This is a genomic window from Caldicoprobacter algeriensis (genome assembly GCF_023838525.1).
Lineage (GTDB): Bacteria > Bacillota > Clostridia > Caldicoprobacterales > Caldicoprobacteraceae > Caldicoprobacter > Caldicoprobacter algeriensis.
In genome coordinates, this window is sequence record NZ_JAHUQD010000012.1 from 21,106 (window position 1) to 36,601 (window position 15,496).

A 15,496-nucleotide genomic window follows, 5' to 3' on the forward strand; every position below is an offset into this window, starting at 1 on the left:
TATCACCCCCGCACTGGCATTTCTGAGTTTTGCAGCTGCTTAAGCAACGCCTCTTTCAGTCCCTCATCAGTAACCGCCAGAACCGTTCTGCTCCCCTTACCCACAGCCTTACCCAGTATCTCTTTATTTCCCACTACCACGTAATCGGTTTTGTAGTACTTACACATACTTACAAATTTCTTTAAAGTGTTGGGCGAAGCTTCCTCGCTTATTATCACCAGCTTTGCCTTCCGCATCCTTATCGCTTTTTGGCACAGCGTCTCACCCATCACCAGCTCACCCGCCCTTGCCGACAGGCCCAGCAGCTGGTAAAAGTTTTTAAGATTCTGATTCATGGACTTTGCTCAGCTCACCTCTCAAAGATTGATACACTTCTTCGCTAATTTTTTCATCGAGGGCACGCTCCAGCGATTTGTGCTTTATGGCCTTTTCCAGGCACTCGATGTTATAGCACAGGTAAGCCCCTCTACCCGGAGCCTTGCCCTTTAGATCTATATGAATCTCCCCTTCAGGGCTCCTGACCACCCGTATAAGCTCCTGCTTTGGCTTTGATTCCCTGCATCCCACGCACATCCTCATGGGTATCTTTTTTTTCTTCACCAGCAATCCCCCTTTCAAACTGGCAGGCCTTAAAACTTATTCACCTGTGACTCACTCTTTATATCGATCTTCCAGCCAGTCAATTTGGCGGCAAGCCTGGCGTTCTGGCCTTCCTTGCCAATGGCCAAAGAAAGCTGATGATCAGAAACAACAACCCTGGCCGCCTTTTCTTTTTCATCTATGGTTACGCTCTGTACCTTGGCAGGGCTCAAGGCATTTGCAATGAACTCTGCAGGATTGCTGCTCCACTTCACGATATCTATCTTTTCGCCTTTGACCTCATCCAGCACGTGCTGTACCCGCATACCCCTCTGCCCAACGCAAGCGCCTACTGGATCAAGCCCCGGCACGGTGGAATGCACCGCAATCTTGGTCCTGGAGCCGGCTTCCCTCGCTATGGCCTTTATGATCACCTCTCCCCGCACAATCTCGGGCACCTCGCGCTCAAACAACCTCTTGATCAGGCCGGGATGGGTACGCGATACGATGATCTGCGGCCCCTTGGTGGTCTTCTTAACTTCAAGGATGTACACCCGTATTCTGTCGTTGACGTGATACTCCTCGTTGGGCATCTGTTCGTTTGGAGGTAATATACCTTCAGCGCGGTCAAGGTCTACAAACACCGTCTTTTTCTCTATCCTCTGGACAATCCCCGCCACTATCTCGTTTTCCTTCTCAAGAAACTTTTGATACAGCACCGCTCTCTCGGCCTCACGAATCCGCTGTATCACCACCTGCTTGGCGTTTTGTGCGGCAATTCTGCCAAAGTTTTTGGGGGTCACCTCTATCTCAACGACGTCGTTGAGCTGATAGTTGGGGTTGATCTTCCTGGCTTCCTCCAGGTCAATCTCCAGGTTTTTGTTTGTGGCCTTTTCCACCACCTTTTTAAGGGCAAAGACCTTTACTTGCCCGCTTGCCCTATCTATGTCAATGCGCACATTCTGTGCTGTCCCAAAGTTTTTCTTGTAGGCTGATACCAAAGCGGCATTGATGGCCTCAAACAATATATCGGCATCAATGCCCTTTTCCTTGCCTATCTGTTCAATGGCCTCCAAAAATTCGGCATTCATAAATACTCCTCCTTCACCAGATATTTACATCCAGCCGCACCATAGCAACATTCTCTCGCGGGAACGAGTAGGTACATCCCCCATTCTGTATGACTACGTTGCCGTTTTCAAGTCCTACCAGTTCGCCGTAATAGTTCTTCTCGCCATTGACAGACTTGTACAACTTTACATGAACCCTGTGCCCCTTATAACGCTTGAAATCTTCATCCTTCTTGAGCGGCCTGTCAAGCCCGGGCGAAGATACCTCCAGGTAATAGCGATGCGGAATGGGATCAACCTGGTCCAACAGTTCGCTGATTCGTTCGCTGAATATCTGGCAGTCATCCAGCGTGATTCCGCCGGGCTTATCGAGGTAAAACCTTAAAAACCAGCTTCCACCCTCCTTTTTGTACTCTATGTCCACAAGCTCATATTTGAGATCTTCGAGGATGGGGCGCGCAAGCTCCTCCACCACTTGCTCAACCTTATTATGTGCCATACCACAACCTCCAAAATGAAATTTTCATATTATTAATCTTTCCTAATCGCGTATTTTAATCAATAACAACGAAAGAGTGGGTTTCCCCACTCTACCACACAAACAAGCTATGGTAAATCAAGTTCATTATATCACCACGTTCCAGCAAATGCAAGTTAAAAAAACGAAATTTGACTTGTCTCGGGCAAGTCATTAAGACAGCCGTAATTTTTTAATATTTCAACGACCGCCTTTGAAACCTTTGCCCTTTCACGGAAATCCTCTATAGATACGAATTTGCCCGCTTTTCTGGCCTCGGCAATGCTGGTTGCAGCGCTTATTCCAACTCCCGGCAGGGCATTGAACGGCATCCTTATGCCCTCGGGCGTCACAAGAAACTTCACGGCATCGGATTTATACAGGTCAACAGGAAGCAGCTTTATCCCCCTGGCATACATCTCCAGCGCCACCTCGAGCACCGATAAGGAGTTTTTCTCCTTTACGCTCAGGGCATTGCCCTTTGAGTCCATTTCCTTGATCCTGCGCGCAATGGCCTCTTTCCCTTTCAATATAGTATCGACGTCAAAGTCATCAGCCCTGACTGTAAAGTATGTGGCATAAAAGGCCTCGGGATAGTACACCTTGAAGTAAGCAATCCTGAATGCCATGATCACGTAGGCCACCGCGTGCGCCTTGGGAAACATGTATTTTATCTTCTTGCACGACTCAATATACCATTCCGGCACGTTGTTCTCCCTCATCTTTTGTTCCTGCTCGGGGGTTAAACCCTTCCCTTTGCGCACGTTCTCCATTATCTTGAACGACAGCACGGGTTCAACGCCTTTGTACATGAGATACACCATTATATCGTCCCTGGCCGAGATGACCTCCGAAAGCTGGGCAATCCCGTTCCTTATTAAATCCTGCGCGTTGTTAAGCCACACGTCGGTACCGTGGGAAAGCCCACTTATTCTCACCAGCTCAGAAAAGGTTTTGGGCCTGGTCTCGGTGAGCATCTGCCTGACAAACCGCGTGCCGAATTCAGGTATGCCGAAGGTGCCCACCTCACAATTTATATCTTCCGGCGAGAGCCCCAGCGGTTCGGTGCTGGAGAATATCCTCATGGTCCTCTCCTCGCCAATGGGAATGGTTTTGGCGTTTATGCCGGTTATGTCCTCAAGCATGCGTATGACGGTTGGATCGTCATGCCCCAGTATATCCAGCTTGACCAGCCTGCTGCTTATTGAATGGTAATCAAAATGGGTGGTGATGACCCCCGATTCCCTGTCATCGGCCGGATACTGCAGCGGCGTGAACTGATGGATATCGTACTTGTGTGGCACCACCATAACTCCCCCTGGATGCTGGCCGGTGGTGCGCTTTATGCCGGTACATCCCCTAACAAGGCGCTTAATCTCTGCATTCCGCGCCACCCTGTTGTGCTCCTCAAGATATTTCTTGACAAACCCAAAGGCCGTCTTTTCAGCTACAGTGGCGATTGTACCCGCCCTGAAGACATTTCCACGACCCAGCAGCTCTTCAGCATATTTGTGTGCGGTAGACTGGTACTCGCCTGAAAAGTTGAGGTCGATATCGGGCACCTTATCGCCATTGAAGCCCAAAAACACCTCGAAAGGAATGTCAAAGCCTTCTTTTCTATAAGGCGTACCGCACAGCGGGCAATTTTTGTCAGGTAGGTCAACGCCGCACCCGTATTTAGATGTGTCCACGTCAAAATCCGAGTGCTTGCAGGACGGGCACACATAGTGCGGCGGCAGGGGATTTACCTCTGTAATGCCAGTCATGGTAGCAACAAATGAAGACCCCACCGAACCCCGGGAACCCACCAGGTAGCCATCCTCTAGCGATTTTTTGACCAGCTTGTGTGCAATCCAGTACAGCACCGCATAGCCGTTGTTTATTATGGCGTTTAACTCCTTGTTCAAGCGTTCCTCCACAACAGGAGGGAGGGGGTCGCCGTATATGGCTTTGGCATTGCTTATAGCCATGTTCCGGACGTTTTCTTCGGCACCGGGAATCTCTGGCGTGTAGAGCTCATCGGGTATGGGCTTTATGCTTTCGATGCTGTCGGCAATGGCCCTCGGCGCGTATATCACGACCTCCTTTGCCTTGTCCTCTCCAAGGTATCCAAACTCGTCCAGCATCTCGTCAGTGGTCCTAAAGTACAGCGGCGCCTGCTGCTCAGCATCCTCGTAGCCTTGACAGCTCATGAGTATACGCCTGTAGTACTCATCGTACGGGTCAAGGAAGTGCACATCGCCTGTCGCCACCACAGGCTTGTTGAGCTTTTCCCCCAGCTCCACTATCTTCCTGTTGATCTCTTTCAAGGCATCGATATCCTTCACCTTTCCCTCGCGGATTAAATGTTCATTGTTGCCCAGCGGCTGTATCTCAAGATAATCATAAAAAAGCGCTATATCCCTAAGCTCCTCATCAGGCGCGCCATTCAATATTGCCTGATAAAGCTCTCCGGCCTCGCATCCCGAGCCTACTATTAACCCGTCGCGGTGGTTTACCAGCACGCTCTTTGGAATGCGCGGCTTGCGATAGAAATAATCCAGATGCGATTTGGTAATGAGCCTGTAGAGATTTATCAGCCCATCCTGTGTCTGGGCCAGTATGACAGCATGGTAGCTCTCAAGGCTGTTTAAGTTGCGGGTATGGCTAAACAGGGTATTTATATGGCATAGCTTGCTGGCCCCTTTTTCCTCCAGCATGTTCAGCATATGCACCAGTATATAGGCTGCTGTTTTAGCGTCGTCCAGCGCCCTGTGATGCCGCTGCTGGGGTATATTGAGATGCTGGGCAACAGCGTCCAGGCTGTGGCGCTTGATGTCCTTAAATAGCTCCCTAGCTAACGACAACGTATCCAGAATAGGATTGCTTATCCTTGCACCTATGCGTCTGCATTTCTCCTTTATAAACCCGAGGTCGAACGGTGCGTTATGAGCCACAAGCACTGCATCGCCGAAGAATTCAAGCAGCCTTGGCAAAACCTCCTCAATGGTAGGCGCATCCCTTACCATCTCGTCGGTAATGCCGGTAAGCTTTACAATGTCGCGGGGAATTGGCACTCCAGGATTGACGAAACAGCTGAAGGTATCCACGATCTCCCTGCCCACTATCTTGACAGCCCCGATCTCGGTGATCTCATCCCTTTTAGGATTAAGGCCGGTGGTCTCTATGTCCAGAACCACAAATGGCTGGTTAAAATCCCCGTCATTGGCTTTTATAACTATGGGCTTGCAATCGTTGATCAGATAGGCCTCCACACCGTATATGACCTTTATGCCGTACTGCTGGCTGGCTTCGTGAGCTTCCGGAAACGCCTGTACCACGCCATGATCGGTGATGGCGATGGCCGTATGGCCCCACTGCGCAGCGCGCTGTACCAGCGCCGTCGCAGGAGATACGGCATCCATGGCGCTCATCTGGGTATGCAGATGAAGTTCCACCCTCTTTTCTGGATATGTATCCTGCCTTTGCCTAGGAGAAACCAGCATGATATCGCTGGCCTGCAATACATCTTCCCTCTGAAACGGGTCATAACGGCAATTGCCTTTCACCCGTATCCAGCAGCCGCCCTGTATGCTATTTTCCACATCTGAAACCTTATCCTTGGGGCAGAACACCTTTACTGTAATCGAATCGGTATAATCGGTAACATCCAGGCAAAAGAGCACCTTCTCACCTTTGAGCTCCCTCTTTTCAACGTCGAACACCTCGCCCTCAATGACAGTTGCCTCAATGCCATCCTGAATCTGCGATATGGGCACCGGAGAGTCCTTTATGGCCTTGCCCAGGATAACAGCTTCCTTATCTTCTGCCTTACTCTCCTTACCCTGCTTCCCTGAGGATTTGGAACGCGACTCATTTACTTGCACCGCTTCTTGGACCAAAAGGGAGTCCTCTTTTTCCCTTTTGACAAAATACTCCTCATTCAGCCATTCCTGCTCATCCTCTATAAGCTCCATGCTCACCTTTATGTGCTGGTTAAACGTCTCAAGTAGCCACTTACTTATATACTGGTCTATCTTCTTTATTTTAAACAGTTCTAAGGCTACAGGGTGGTTGATCAAAAGCCTGAGCCCATCGGACGATAGCTGAGGGGTACAATGGTCTATCCATCCGTTCAAAGAAGGAAGTTCATTCTTCATCGATTCAACAATGGCATTCCAAAAATGAGAAAAATGGCGTTTTAGCATTTCCATGCCGCTGTCCCGGTACAATACCTTCAATTTTACCTGTTCCAGTTCTGGAAGCTTTTCTTTGATGTGCTGTTCGAGCAGGCGTATCCTCTCAGGGTCCACAAAAGAATCGGCATTTACGTATATGTCCCATTTTCTCTGGTTTTTGTAGACTATCGTCTTTACCAGGCTGAGGTTATCCAGCCATGTAGAGTACCTATCATCGACTATCTTTACCAGTGGGAACGCTTTTACGCTGTCATTAGCCATATGATTTCCCCCCTTAAAGCGCCCCTTATTTTCCATAATATTTCAGCAGAGACTACATCCTGAGCTGCTTTGCAATCTCCCAGTACATCTTCAGCCGCGCCGCCATACCGCGCATGACGCCCATCTTTTCCTCTTTCATGGCATGGGTTACGCCGTACAGCGGAACCTCCATAACTTTCAAGTCGTATTTGCGTACACAGCGCGTCAATGCCATCTCTATGCCGTAGCCTGTGTTCCACACATTATCGCTTAACATATCCAGCACCCATCTTTTAACAGCCCGTTGCCCTGTCAAAAAGGGCGTCAGCCTCTGGGCAAGGTCGGTCACACCCCTTCCCGAGCAAAACACTCCCAGCGCCATGTCAGCAGCCCCATGGTATACCGGTAGAAGAAGCGCTCGTACGTGATGGGGCTCTATCCCTACCAGGTCAGCATCCAAAAACAGCACTGTAGAAGCTGAGGTGTTATCCAGCCCTGCCTTCATGGCACACCCCTTGCCCATATTCCGGGGCAGCTGGATCACCCTTACGCCAAAGCCATATGCCACCTCTACCGTCCTGTCGGTAGAGCCATCGCTTACCACCACTATGTCGGCAATCTCGCCTACCCTTTTGACGGCAGCCAGGACCTGACCTATGTGCTTTTCCTCGTTATATGCTGGTATTATCGCCGATACGCTCATTGAGCGCTGTTCCCCTTCTTACCTATCATGTTGCGGATTTCGGATATCAGCACCTCCAGAGCCTTGTCCTCAGGGACGGTGCTTACCACCTTGCCTTTTTTGAACAAGGCCACCTTCCCCTTGCCTCCAGCAATCCCTATATCGGCCTCCCGTGCTTCACCCGGGCCATTGACCACGCACCCCATCACCGCCACCTTCAGCGGATAATCGATCCCTTCAAGTTCCTCCTGCAGCCTTTCGGCCAGGCGTATCAAGTCGACATTGCACCGCCCACAGGTGGGGCACGATATTATCTCGATGCCGTATGCCCTCAGCCCAAAGGCCTTCAATATCTCGCGTCCTACCCTTACCTCTTCAACCGGCGAAGCTGTAAGCGAGACCCTCAAGGTATCGCCGATGCCCTCGGCCAGCAAGGTGCCAATCCCGATGGCCGACTTTATGGTCCCCGAGAAGATGGTCCCCGCCTCTGTAACTCCAAGGTGTAGCGGATAATCCGCTCGCTGGCTCATCAGGCGGTAAGCCTCTATGGTCTTCATAACGCTGGAAGCCTTAAGCGAGATTACGATATTTTCGTATCCCAGTTTTTCCAGTATGGCCACGTGCTCCAGAGCGCTTTCCACCATGGCTTGCGGCGTATTGCCGTATCTGTACACTATTTCCCTGCTCAAGGATCCAGAGTTTACGCCAATCCGTATGGGTATGCCTTTTTCCTTGGCGGCCGAAACCACTCTCTGCACCTCGCTGTAACCACCTATATTGCCCGGATTGATCCTCAATTTATCGACGCCCTTTTCGATGGCGGCAAGCGCTAAGCGGTAGTCGAAGTGTATGTCGGCAACCAGAGGGATGTCGGTAACCTTCTTGATCTCTTCGATGGTATTGGCACACGCCTCATCAAACACGGCCAGCCTCACTATGTCGCACCCGGCCGCTTCCAGCTCAAGCACCTGCTTTATGGTGGCATCCACATCCCTGGTATCAGTATTGGTCATGGACTGCACCGAAATGGGGGCATCTCCCCCTATCTCAATCCTTCCTACCTTCACTTTTCTGGTCCTACGCCTTTCCATGCTCTTTCACCGCCAAAACAATATTTGGATATACTACACGCGCAATCCCTGGCTCATCTCATTATGTCCTGATAGGTCACCAATACCATAAGGAGTATGAGCACCACAAATCCTATGAAGTGGATGAACCCTTCCTTCTCGGGCTCAAGGGGTTTGCCCCTTACCCCTTCAATCAAAAGCAGCGCAAGTCGCCCGCCGTCCAGCGCAGGGAAGGGAATCAGGTTTATAATCCCCAGGTTCAAGGTTATGATTACCGCCAGGCTCAAAAGCTGCTGCATCCCGGCTTGAACGGCCTTGCCTATTTCGCCTACAATGCCTACAGGGCCCATGACCTCATTTAGTCCCTGGCCCCTGAATATGAGAGCCCTCAGCATATCCACCATCAAAAACATTATTCTCCCTGCCTGATTAAAAGCCAGGCCTATGGATGGCATCAGGCCGTAACGCCTAATCCGCCCAAAAACTATTCCTATCACATACGAATCGCTTTGGTCGCTGTACTCTGGTACCAGCTTCACGCTTATATTTTCCCCATCTCTGCGCACGACTATTTCTAGCTCATTGCCGCCTTTTTGCCTTATGGCATTACGTATAGCTTCAACCGCTTCCTGTGCTTGGAGGCCTTCCACCGATACGTCATCTACCTCTATAATCCTGTCGCCCGGCATGAGTCCTGCCCTGTCGGCTGGGCTGTCTTCTACCACTTCCAAAATCTCGGGTACCACCTCATATATACCGTAGCTCATATAAAACACGGCGAGAAGCACCACAGCCAGCAGTATATTCATGGCCGGCCCTGCTACTATGACCGCCATACGCCTCCACAGGCTGGCATTATTGAAGGCCCGCGGATCATCCGACTTTTCATCTTCGCCGAGAAATTTCACGTATCCACCTATTGGCAGGGCCCTTACCGAGAACTGTGTGCCTTTTCTGGAAAAACCAAACAATTTAGGGCCCATACCAATTGAAAATTCTTCGGCGTGTATGCCTACCAGGCGTCCAGCCAAAAAATGGCCCAGCTCATGGACCATTATGAGAACGCCAAAGAAAATCAGGGCAACCAATAACGTTAACATTCTTCCATCTACCTCTTTTTCACATCAATTGTCTGCGTACGCTGTGGTCCACCCTCAAGATTGTATTGAGGTCAGGGTTTTGAATGGCCTTATGGGACTTCATGGCCTGCTCTATCATTACAGGAATTTCTATGAAGGAAATCTCACCTTTTAAGAATTTTTCTACCGCCACCTCATCGGCAGCGTTCAATACAGCAGGCATGGTACCCCCTATCTCCAACGCTTTATAGGCCAGTGCAAGGCATGGGAATCTGTCAAAATCGGGCATCTCGAAGGTAAGGGGTTCCATGGCGGTAAGGTCCAAGCTTCCAACGCTAGATTTGATGCGCTCAGGCCAGGATAAGGCGTACAGTATGGGCAGGCGCATGTCGGTCTTGCCCATATGGGCTATTATGCTGCCATCAATATATTCCACCATCGAATGTACAATGCTCTGAGGATGGATGACCACCTGGATCTGCCCTATGGATAGGCCAAACAGCCAATGCGCCTCCATGACCTCAAGCCCCTTGTTCATCAAAGTGGCACTGTCTATGGTCACCTTTTTGCCCATCTTCCAGTTAGGATGATTCAATGCCTCCTCGACTGTAACGTGCCGCAGCTCATCCTTTGTATAATTTCTAAACGGCCCTCCCGACGCCGTGAGGTACACCCTGTTTATCCTGGCCGGGTCATCACAGCCGGCCAGGCACTGAAATATGGCTGAATGCTCGCTGTCCACTGGTATGATTTTACTTCCCGACCTTCGAGCAGCTTCCATTACTAGATGTCCACCAGCCACCAGTGACTCCTTGTTTGCCAGCGCAACGTTTTTGCCGGCTTCCAGAGCCGCTATAGTGGGCTCAAGTCCTGCAATCCCCACCACTGCCACCAGTACCAAATCAACCTCAGGCAGCGTAGCCAGTTTAACCAGACAATCCTTGCCCGATACAAGCTCCAGGTCGGCCAAACCATAATTTTTAAACTCTTCAGCGCTTTCAGCATCCACTATCCCAACATAAGAGGGGCGAAAGGCCTCGACCTGTTGCGCTAGAAGCCAGACATTTCGGTTGGTGGTCAAAGCAACGACCTGGTAATTATCGGCATGTTGATGTATTACGTCCAGAGCTTGCCGGCCTATAGACCCAGTCGATCCCAGTATTGCTATCCTCTTCTTCATCTTTGACCTCCGTATATCATCCTCTGTACTCTTAAGTTTTGCCATAAGTGCATACATTATGTAAACATGGGCAATTTAGCTTAAAAATAGGAGATAATAGAAGTATACAACCGGCACGGTAAATAAAATGCTGTCAAACCGATCCAGTATTCCGCCATGCCCTGGCAGAATATGTCCAAAATCCTTTATATTGCAAAACCTCTTGATGCTAGAGGCTGCTAAATCTCCCATTTGCGACGTTATACCGCACAACAGGCTGATGATGGCATAATGAAGATATCCCATCTCAAGCTTATAAAAACGGGTGAAAACCATCCACACCAAAATGCCTGTTACCAGGCTTCCCAAGACGCCACCTATGCTTCCTTCAACGGTTTTTTTGGGGCTAACCCTAGGACACAGCTTATTCTTTCCCAGCGCAAGCCCAGTGAAATAAGCAAATGTGTCTGTAGCCCATGTGGCAAACAGCGTAAATATAAGCAGATATTTACCATATATTTCAACATCATATAATAAAATCAATGACATAAAAGCCATGCCTGGATATATACATCCAAAAACTGTCAAACAGGCATCCAACAAATTCAAGCGCTGGGATACCACAGTAAGGAATAAACAAAAAAAAGCAGCCAGAAGGGCACTCAGCAGAATAGCATGAAAGTAACTTAAATGCAGGGCAATAGACCAGAACAGCCAAAAAATAAACAAATAACCTACCCAGGAAAGGGGATTGTATCCTCGATGGCGTACAGCGGTATAGAACTCGTGCATCCCGATCAATGATATACCTAAGACCGACAGGTCTAAAAACCAACCTCCTATGTAAAAAGCCAGTATCAAATACACAATGCCTATTGCCGCGCTCGCTATTCTTAAAATAAGCATTTTCAATCCGTCCTCTCATCCGTTGAGGCCGCCATACCGCCTTTGACGCCTCTGATACTCCATGATCGCTTCGAGGTAGGCCTTTTTATCAAAATCTGGCCAGAGAACATCGGGAGCTGTGAACACCAATTCGGTATATGCGATCTGATACAGCAAAAAATTACTCAACCTGAATTCTCCGCTGGTCCGAATCAAAAGGTCGGGATCAGGGATATTTGCCGTATACAGGTAGTTGCTGAAAAGCCGTTCGTCAATGTCATCTATTGAAATCTTTTTGTCCAGCACATCCCTTGCTATGGCTTTGGCTGCTCGTACGATCTCGGCCCTTCCGCCGTAGTTCAAGGCTATATTCACGTTCAATCCGGTGTTGTTCTTTGTAAGCTCTACCGCATTGGCGATTTCCCTCTGAGCAACAGTGGGAAACACCTCAACCTGTCCCAATACGGAGATTTTGACGTTGTTTGAATTAAGTTCCCTGATCTCCTTTCTTAAATACTCTACCAGCAGCGACATTAAAGCATCGATTTCCGCTGCAGGCCTTTTCCAGTTTTCGGTTGAAAAAGCATACAGCGTCAGATACTTTATCCCCAGCTCATCGCTGGTCCTTATTACCTCCCTAAGAGCCTCCACTCCCTGCCTGTGGCCGGCCACTCGGGGAAGCCCCCTTCTTGTGGCCCATCTGCCATTCCCGTCCATGATTATGGCCACATGCTGCGGCAGCGGCTTGCTCTTTACCTGCTCTATCAAGGCAGATAAATCCGACCCATTGGCATTCTTCTTGCTTCTAAACATTTAACGCTTTATCCTTCCTCCTCATGCACGGGCTTATATGATTCAAAATCAAGGGGGCAGTGTCTGAAAGAGGAAACAACCAGCTCAATCTGCCCATCTTCCACAATTCTTTGGCGAATGACCCTCTCTTCCAGATTATAGCCCTGCTTAAGGCCTTTTGATGCTGGTGGAAAATACCTCACTATCCTGGGAGTAGTACACAGGTCGCTCTTCTCCAGAATCTGAAGCGCATCCTGGAGCTTTAAACCTACCAAATCAGGTATGCCCATCTATACCTCCATGATCTCCTGTTCCTTCTCTTTGACTATATCGTCGATCTTCTTTACGTATTGATCGGTCAACTTCTGAATCATTTCCTCTCCGCTCTTTAAATCGTCCTCGCTTATCTCGGCGTTCTTCTTCATCTTCTTTAGCTGTTCATTAGCTTCGCGCCTTACCGAACGCACAGCCACCTTGGCCTCTTCTCCGTACTTTCTAACCAGTTTTACCAGTTCCTTCCTGCGCTCCTCGGTGAGCTCAGGAAAGATAAGGCGTATAACCTTGCCGTCGTTGTTAGGCGTAACTCCCAAATCCGATTTCAATATCTCCTTTTCCACTGCAGGAATCATCTTGGTATCCCACAGCGATATGACCAGCATTCGGGGCTCGGGTGCCGAGATATTTCCAAGCTGATTGATGGGAGTGGGCACGCCATAGTAATCCACCACTATGCGCTCGAGGAGCTTTGGATTGGCTCGCCCTGCTCGTATCCCTATGAGTTCCTTTTTTAACACTTCCACCGATTTGGCCATCTTGGAGCTGGCCTGGTCATGCACCTCTTTTATACTGGGGTTCATACTATCTACCTCCTTAACTCACCTATTATTGTACCTACTTTCTTGCCCAAAACAGCAGCTTTTATGTTTTCCTGGTTCTCCAGTCCGAATACTATAATCGGGATTTTATTATCCATGCAAAGCGAGATAGCAGTAGTATCCATAACGCCCAGCCCTTGATTCAGCACATCAATGTAGCAGATCTCATCGATCTTCTTGGCATTGGGATTTTTCTTAGGGTCGTCATCGTACACCCCATCGACGTTTTTAGCCAGCAATATGACTTCGGCTTCTATCTCAGCTGCCCGCAGCGCAGCTGTGGTATCGGTAGAAAAATATGGGTTGCCTGTACCGCAGGCAAATATCACTATCCTGCCCTTCTCCAGATGCCTTATTGCCCTCCTGCGTATATATGGCTCGGCTATCTGCCTCATCTCAATGGCGGTCTGAACCCTGGTCTGCACGTTTTTGCTCTCCAGCACGTCTTGAAGCGCCAGTGCGTTTATAACTGTTGCCAGCATCCCCATGTGGTCGGCCGTCGTCCTGTCCATGCCCATACCCACGCCTTCTCTGCCTCTCCATATGTTGCCGCCGCCGACCACGATGGCTACTTCTACCCCCATCTTTTGTATCTCTATTACCTGATCAGCTATCAGATTCAAAATATCACGGTCAATGCCGTACCCCTTTTTGCCGGCTAACGCTTCTCCGCTGAGCTTTAGAACAACCCTTTTAAATATCGGCTTTTCCATTAGAGTACCTCCATCTTTTAATATATTTCTACACTCATGCGGCATATCCTCTTTTTTGGAACAACAAAGTTCAAATTAATTTTCCCAAAAAAAGAGAACACGTATGTGTTCTCTTTTTTAATTGCCTTTCATCTGTTTTGCAACCTCTTGTGCGAAATTGTCTTCCCGCTTTTGAAGGCCTTCGCCTAATTCAAACCTTACAAACCGTCGAATCCTGATATTTTCGCCCAGCTTGGATATCATCTCCATGACCAGGTCCTGAATGGTCTTATCAGGATCTTTCACAAAGGGCTGCTCCAAAAGGCATACCTCTTTATAGAACTTGCTGATCCTGCCTTCTATTATTTTTTCTACTACTTTTTCTGGCTTACCCTCATTTAAAGCCTGGGCCCTCAGTATCTCCTTTTCCTTATCTATAACTTCCTGTGGTACTTCTTCCCTCGACAGGTACTGTGGATTAGACGCTGCTATATGCATTGCGATATCGCGCACAAAAACCCTAAACTCGTCAGTCTTTGCCACAAAATCAGTTTCGCAGTTTACCTCGACCAGCACGCCGATCCTTCCGCCAAAATGGATATACGCATCCACCAAGCCTTCAGCAGCAATTCGTCCAGCTTTTTTAGCAGCAGCTGCAAGGCCTCTCTCCCTGAGCAGCTCAATGGCCTTCTCCATATCGCCGTTTGCATCCTGCAAGGCCTTCTTGCAGTCCATCATTCCACATCCGGTCCGCTCCCTCAGCTCTTTTACCATCGAAGCAGTTATTTCCATACTAATTCCTCCGTTTCTTGTATAGTGTAGCTTTGGACTATCTCCTCATAGAAGTAACTTTACCCAAACCACCAAAAAACTCTATGTAGATCATCGAAAAGAAAGGGAAAGATAACGGTAACCCCTTCTCTTCCCCTTTTTTTATTCCTCTTGAGCAGTAAATTGTTCGCCCTGACGCCCTTCCAGGACTGCGTCGGCTATCTTGGACGTTATCAACTTGATGGCCCTTATGGCATCATCATTGCCAGGAATTACATAGTCTATCTCGTCAGGGTCGCAGTTGGTGTCTACGATAGCCACAATGGGAATACCCAAAATTCTAGCCTCTCTCACAGCAATGTGTTCCTTTTTGGGATCAACGATGAATACGGCACCCGGTAGCTCCCTCATTTCCTTTATGCCGCCCAGGTTCTTCTCCAGCTTCTCCTTTTCTGCACGAAGCTTTATGACCTCTTTTTTGGGAAGCACGTCAAACATACCATTGGTTTCCATCTCTTCAAGCTCTTTAAGTCGCCTTATCCTCTGGCTGATGGTAGCGAAATTGGTCAACATACCACCCAGCCATCTGTGGTTTACATAGAACATGCCGCACCGTTTGGCTTCGGTCTCAATTGACTCCTGGGCTTGCTTTTTGGTACCTACAAACAGCACACCTTTTCCTTCGGCAGCCACATCACGGACAAAATTATAGGCTTGCTCCAGCAATTTGACGGTCTTCTGCAGGTCCAGGATATATATGCCGTTTCTCTCAGTGAAGATATAAGGAGCCATCTTTGGATTCCAGCGCCGGGTCTGATGCCCAAAGTGAACACCTGCTTCCAAGAGTTGCTTCATGTTGACAACTGCCATAACTTTCACCTCCTCAAAGTTATGCCTCCCCATCCCT

16 protein-coding genes are annotated in these 15,496 nt (G+C 49.0%); all 16 read right to left on the minus strand.

All coding sequences use genetic code 11. The annotated features are described in order from the left end of the window. Positions 1 to 2: 2 nt before the first annotated feature. Positions 3 to 335, minus strand: coding sequence for a L7Ae/L30e/S12e/Gadd45 family ribosomal protein (locus tag KVG29_RS08145; protein WP_252227739.1), 333 nt, complete (start codon positions 333 to 335; stop codon positions 3 to 5). After that, positions 319 to 600: an RNase P modulator RnpM gene (rnpM, locus tag KVG29_RS08150; protein WP_338084631.1), complete on the minus strand. Its 282-nt coding sequence runs from the start codon at positions 598 to 600 to the stop codon at positions 319 to 321. Before rnpM ends, KVG29_RS08145 begins: the two co-directional genes overlap by 17 nt. A 29-nt stretch (positions 601 to 629) precedes the next feature. After that, the gene (gene nusA / locus KVG29_RS08155) at positions 630 to 1,670 is read right to left on the minus strand and encodes a transcription termination factor NusA (protein ID WP_252227740.1); all 1,041 of its coding nucleotides are present in this window, start codon (positions 1,668 to 1,670) and stop codon (positions 630 to 632) included. Between the two features lie 13 nt (positions 1,671 to 1,683). Beyond that, entirely contained in the window at positions 1,684 to 2,148 is a 465-nt protein-coding gene (gene rimP / locus KVG29_RS08160; protein ID WP_252227741.1) for a ribosome maturation factor RimP, read from the minus strand. A gap of 155 nt (positions 2,149 to 2,303) precedes the next feature. Further along, positions 2,304 to 6,605, minus strand: a complete 4,302-nt coding sequence (locus KVG29_RS08165; RefSeq protein ID WP_252227742.1) for a PolC-type DNA polymerase III — start codon at positions 6,603 to 6,605, stop codon at positions 2,304 to 2,306. A gap of 52 nt (positions 6,606 to 6,657) precedes the next feature. Further along, positions 6,658 to 7,287, minus strand: a complete 630-nt coding sequence (locus KVG29_RS08170; protein WP_252227743.1) for a glycosyltransferase family 2 protein — start codon at positions 7,285 to 7,287, stop codon at positions 6,658 to 6,660. Further along, positions 7,284 to 8,357 (minus strand): flavodoxin-dependent (E)-4-hydroxy-3-methylbut-2-enyl-diphosphate synthase, encoded by a 1,074-nt coding sequence (gene ispG, locus KVG29_RS08175; RefSeq protein WP_252227744.1) that lies wholly within the window; start codon positions 8,355 to 8,357, stop codon positions 7,284 to 7,286. The genes KVG29_RS08170 and ispG overlap by 4 nt, the downstream gene beginning before the upstream one ends. 53 nt (positions 8,358 to 8,410) lie before the next feature. Next, positions 8,411 to 9,436: an RIP metalloprotease RseP gene (gene rseP / locus KVG29_RS08180; protein WP_252227745.1), complete on the minus strand. Its 1,026-nt coding sequence runs from the start codon at positions 9,434 to 9,436 to the stop codon at positions 8,411 to 8,413. Positions 9,437 to 9,455: 19 nt separating this feature from the next. After that, the gene (locus tag KVG29_RS08185; RefSeq protein ID WP_252227746.1) at positions 9,456 to 10,595 is read right to left on the minus strand and encodes a 1-deoxy-D-xylulose-5-phosphate reductoisomerase; all 1,140 of its coding nucleotides are present in this window, start codon (positions 10,593 to 10,595) and stop codon (positions 9,456 to 9,458) included. 75 nt (positions 10,596 to 10,670) lie between these two features. After that, positions 10,671 to 11,480 (minus strand): phosphatidate cytidylyltransferase, encoded by an 810-nt coding sequence (locus KVG29_RS08190; protein WP_252227747.1) that lies wholly within the window; start codon positions 11,478 to 11,480, stop codon positions 10,671 to 10,673. Between the two features lie 15 nt (positions 11,481 to 11,495). Next, positions 11,496 to 12,272 (minus strand): isoprenyl transferase, encoded by a 777-nt coding sequence (locus tag KVG29_RS08195; RefSeq protein WP_252227748.1) that lies wholly within the window; start codon positions 12,270 to 12,272, stop codon positions 11,496 to 11,498. A gap of 8 nt (positions 12,273 to 12,280) precedes the next feature. Next, positions 12,281 to 12,541 (minus strand): PASTA domain-containing protein, encoded by a 261-nt coding sequence (locus tag KVG29_RS08200; RefSeq protein ID WP_252227749.1) that lies wholly within the window; start codon positions 12,539 to 12,541, stop codon positions 12,281 to 12,283. Further along, positions 12,542 to 13,108, minus strand: a complete 567-nt coding sequence (frr, locus tag KVG29_RS08205; protein ID WP_252227750.1) for a ribosome recycling factor — start codon at positions 13,106 to 13,108, stop codon at positions 12,542 to 12,544. It lies immediately after the preceding gene. Between the two features lie 5 nt (positions 13,109 to 13,113). Continuing rightward, positions 13,114 to 13,839, minus strand: a complete 726-nt coding sequence (gene pyrH / locus KVG29_RS08210; protein ID WP_252227751.1) for a UMP kinase — start codon at positions 13,837 to 13,839, stop codon at positions 13,114 to 13,116. A gap of 117 nt (positions 13,840 to 13,956) precedes the next feature. Next, positions 13,957 to 14,610, minus strand: coding sequence for a translation elongation factor Ts (gene tsf, locus KVG29_RS08215; protein ID WP_252227752.1), 654 nt, complete (start codon positions 14,608 to 14,610; stop codon positions 13,957 to 13,959). Positions 14,611 to 14,751: 141 nt separating this feature from the next. Next, entirely contained in the window at positions 14,752 to 15,459 is a 708-nt protein-coding gene (rpsB, locus tag KVG29_RS08220) for a 30S ribosomal protein S2 (protein ID WP_252227753.1), read from the minus strand. Positions 15,460 to 15,496: the final 37 nt, after the last annotated feature.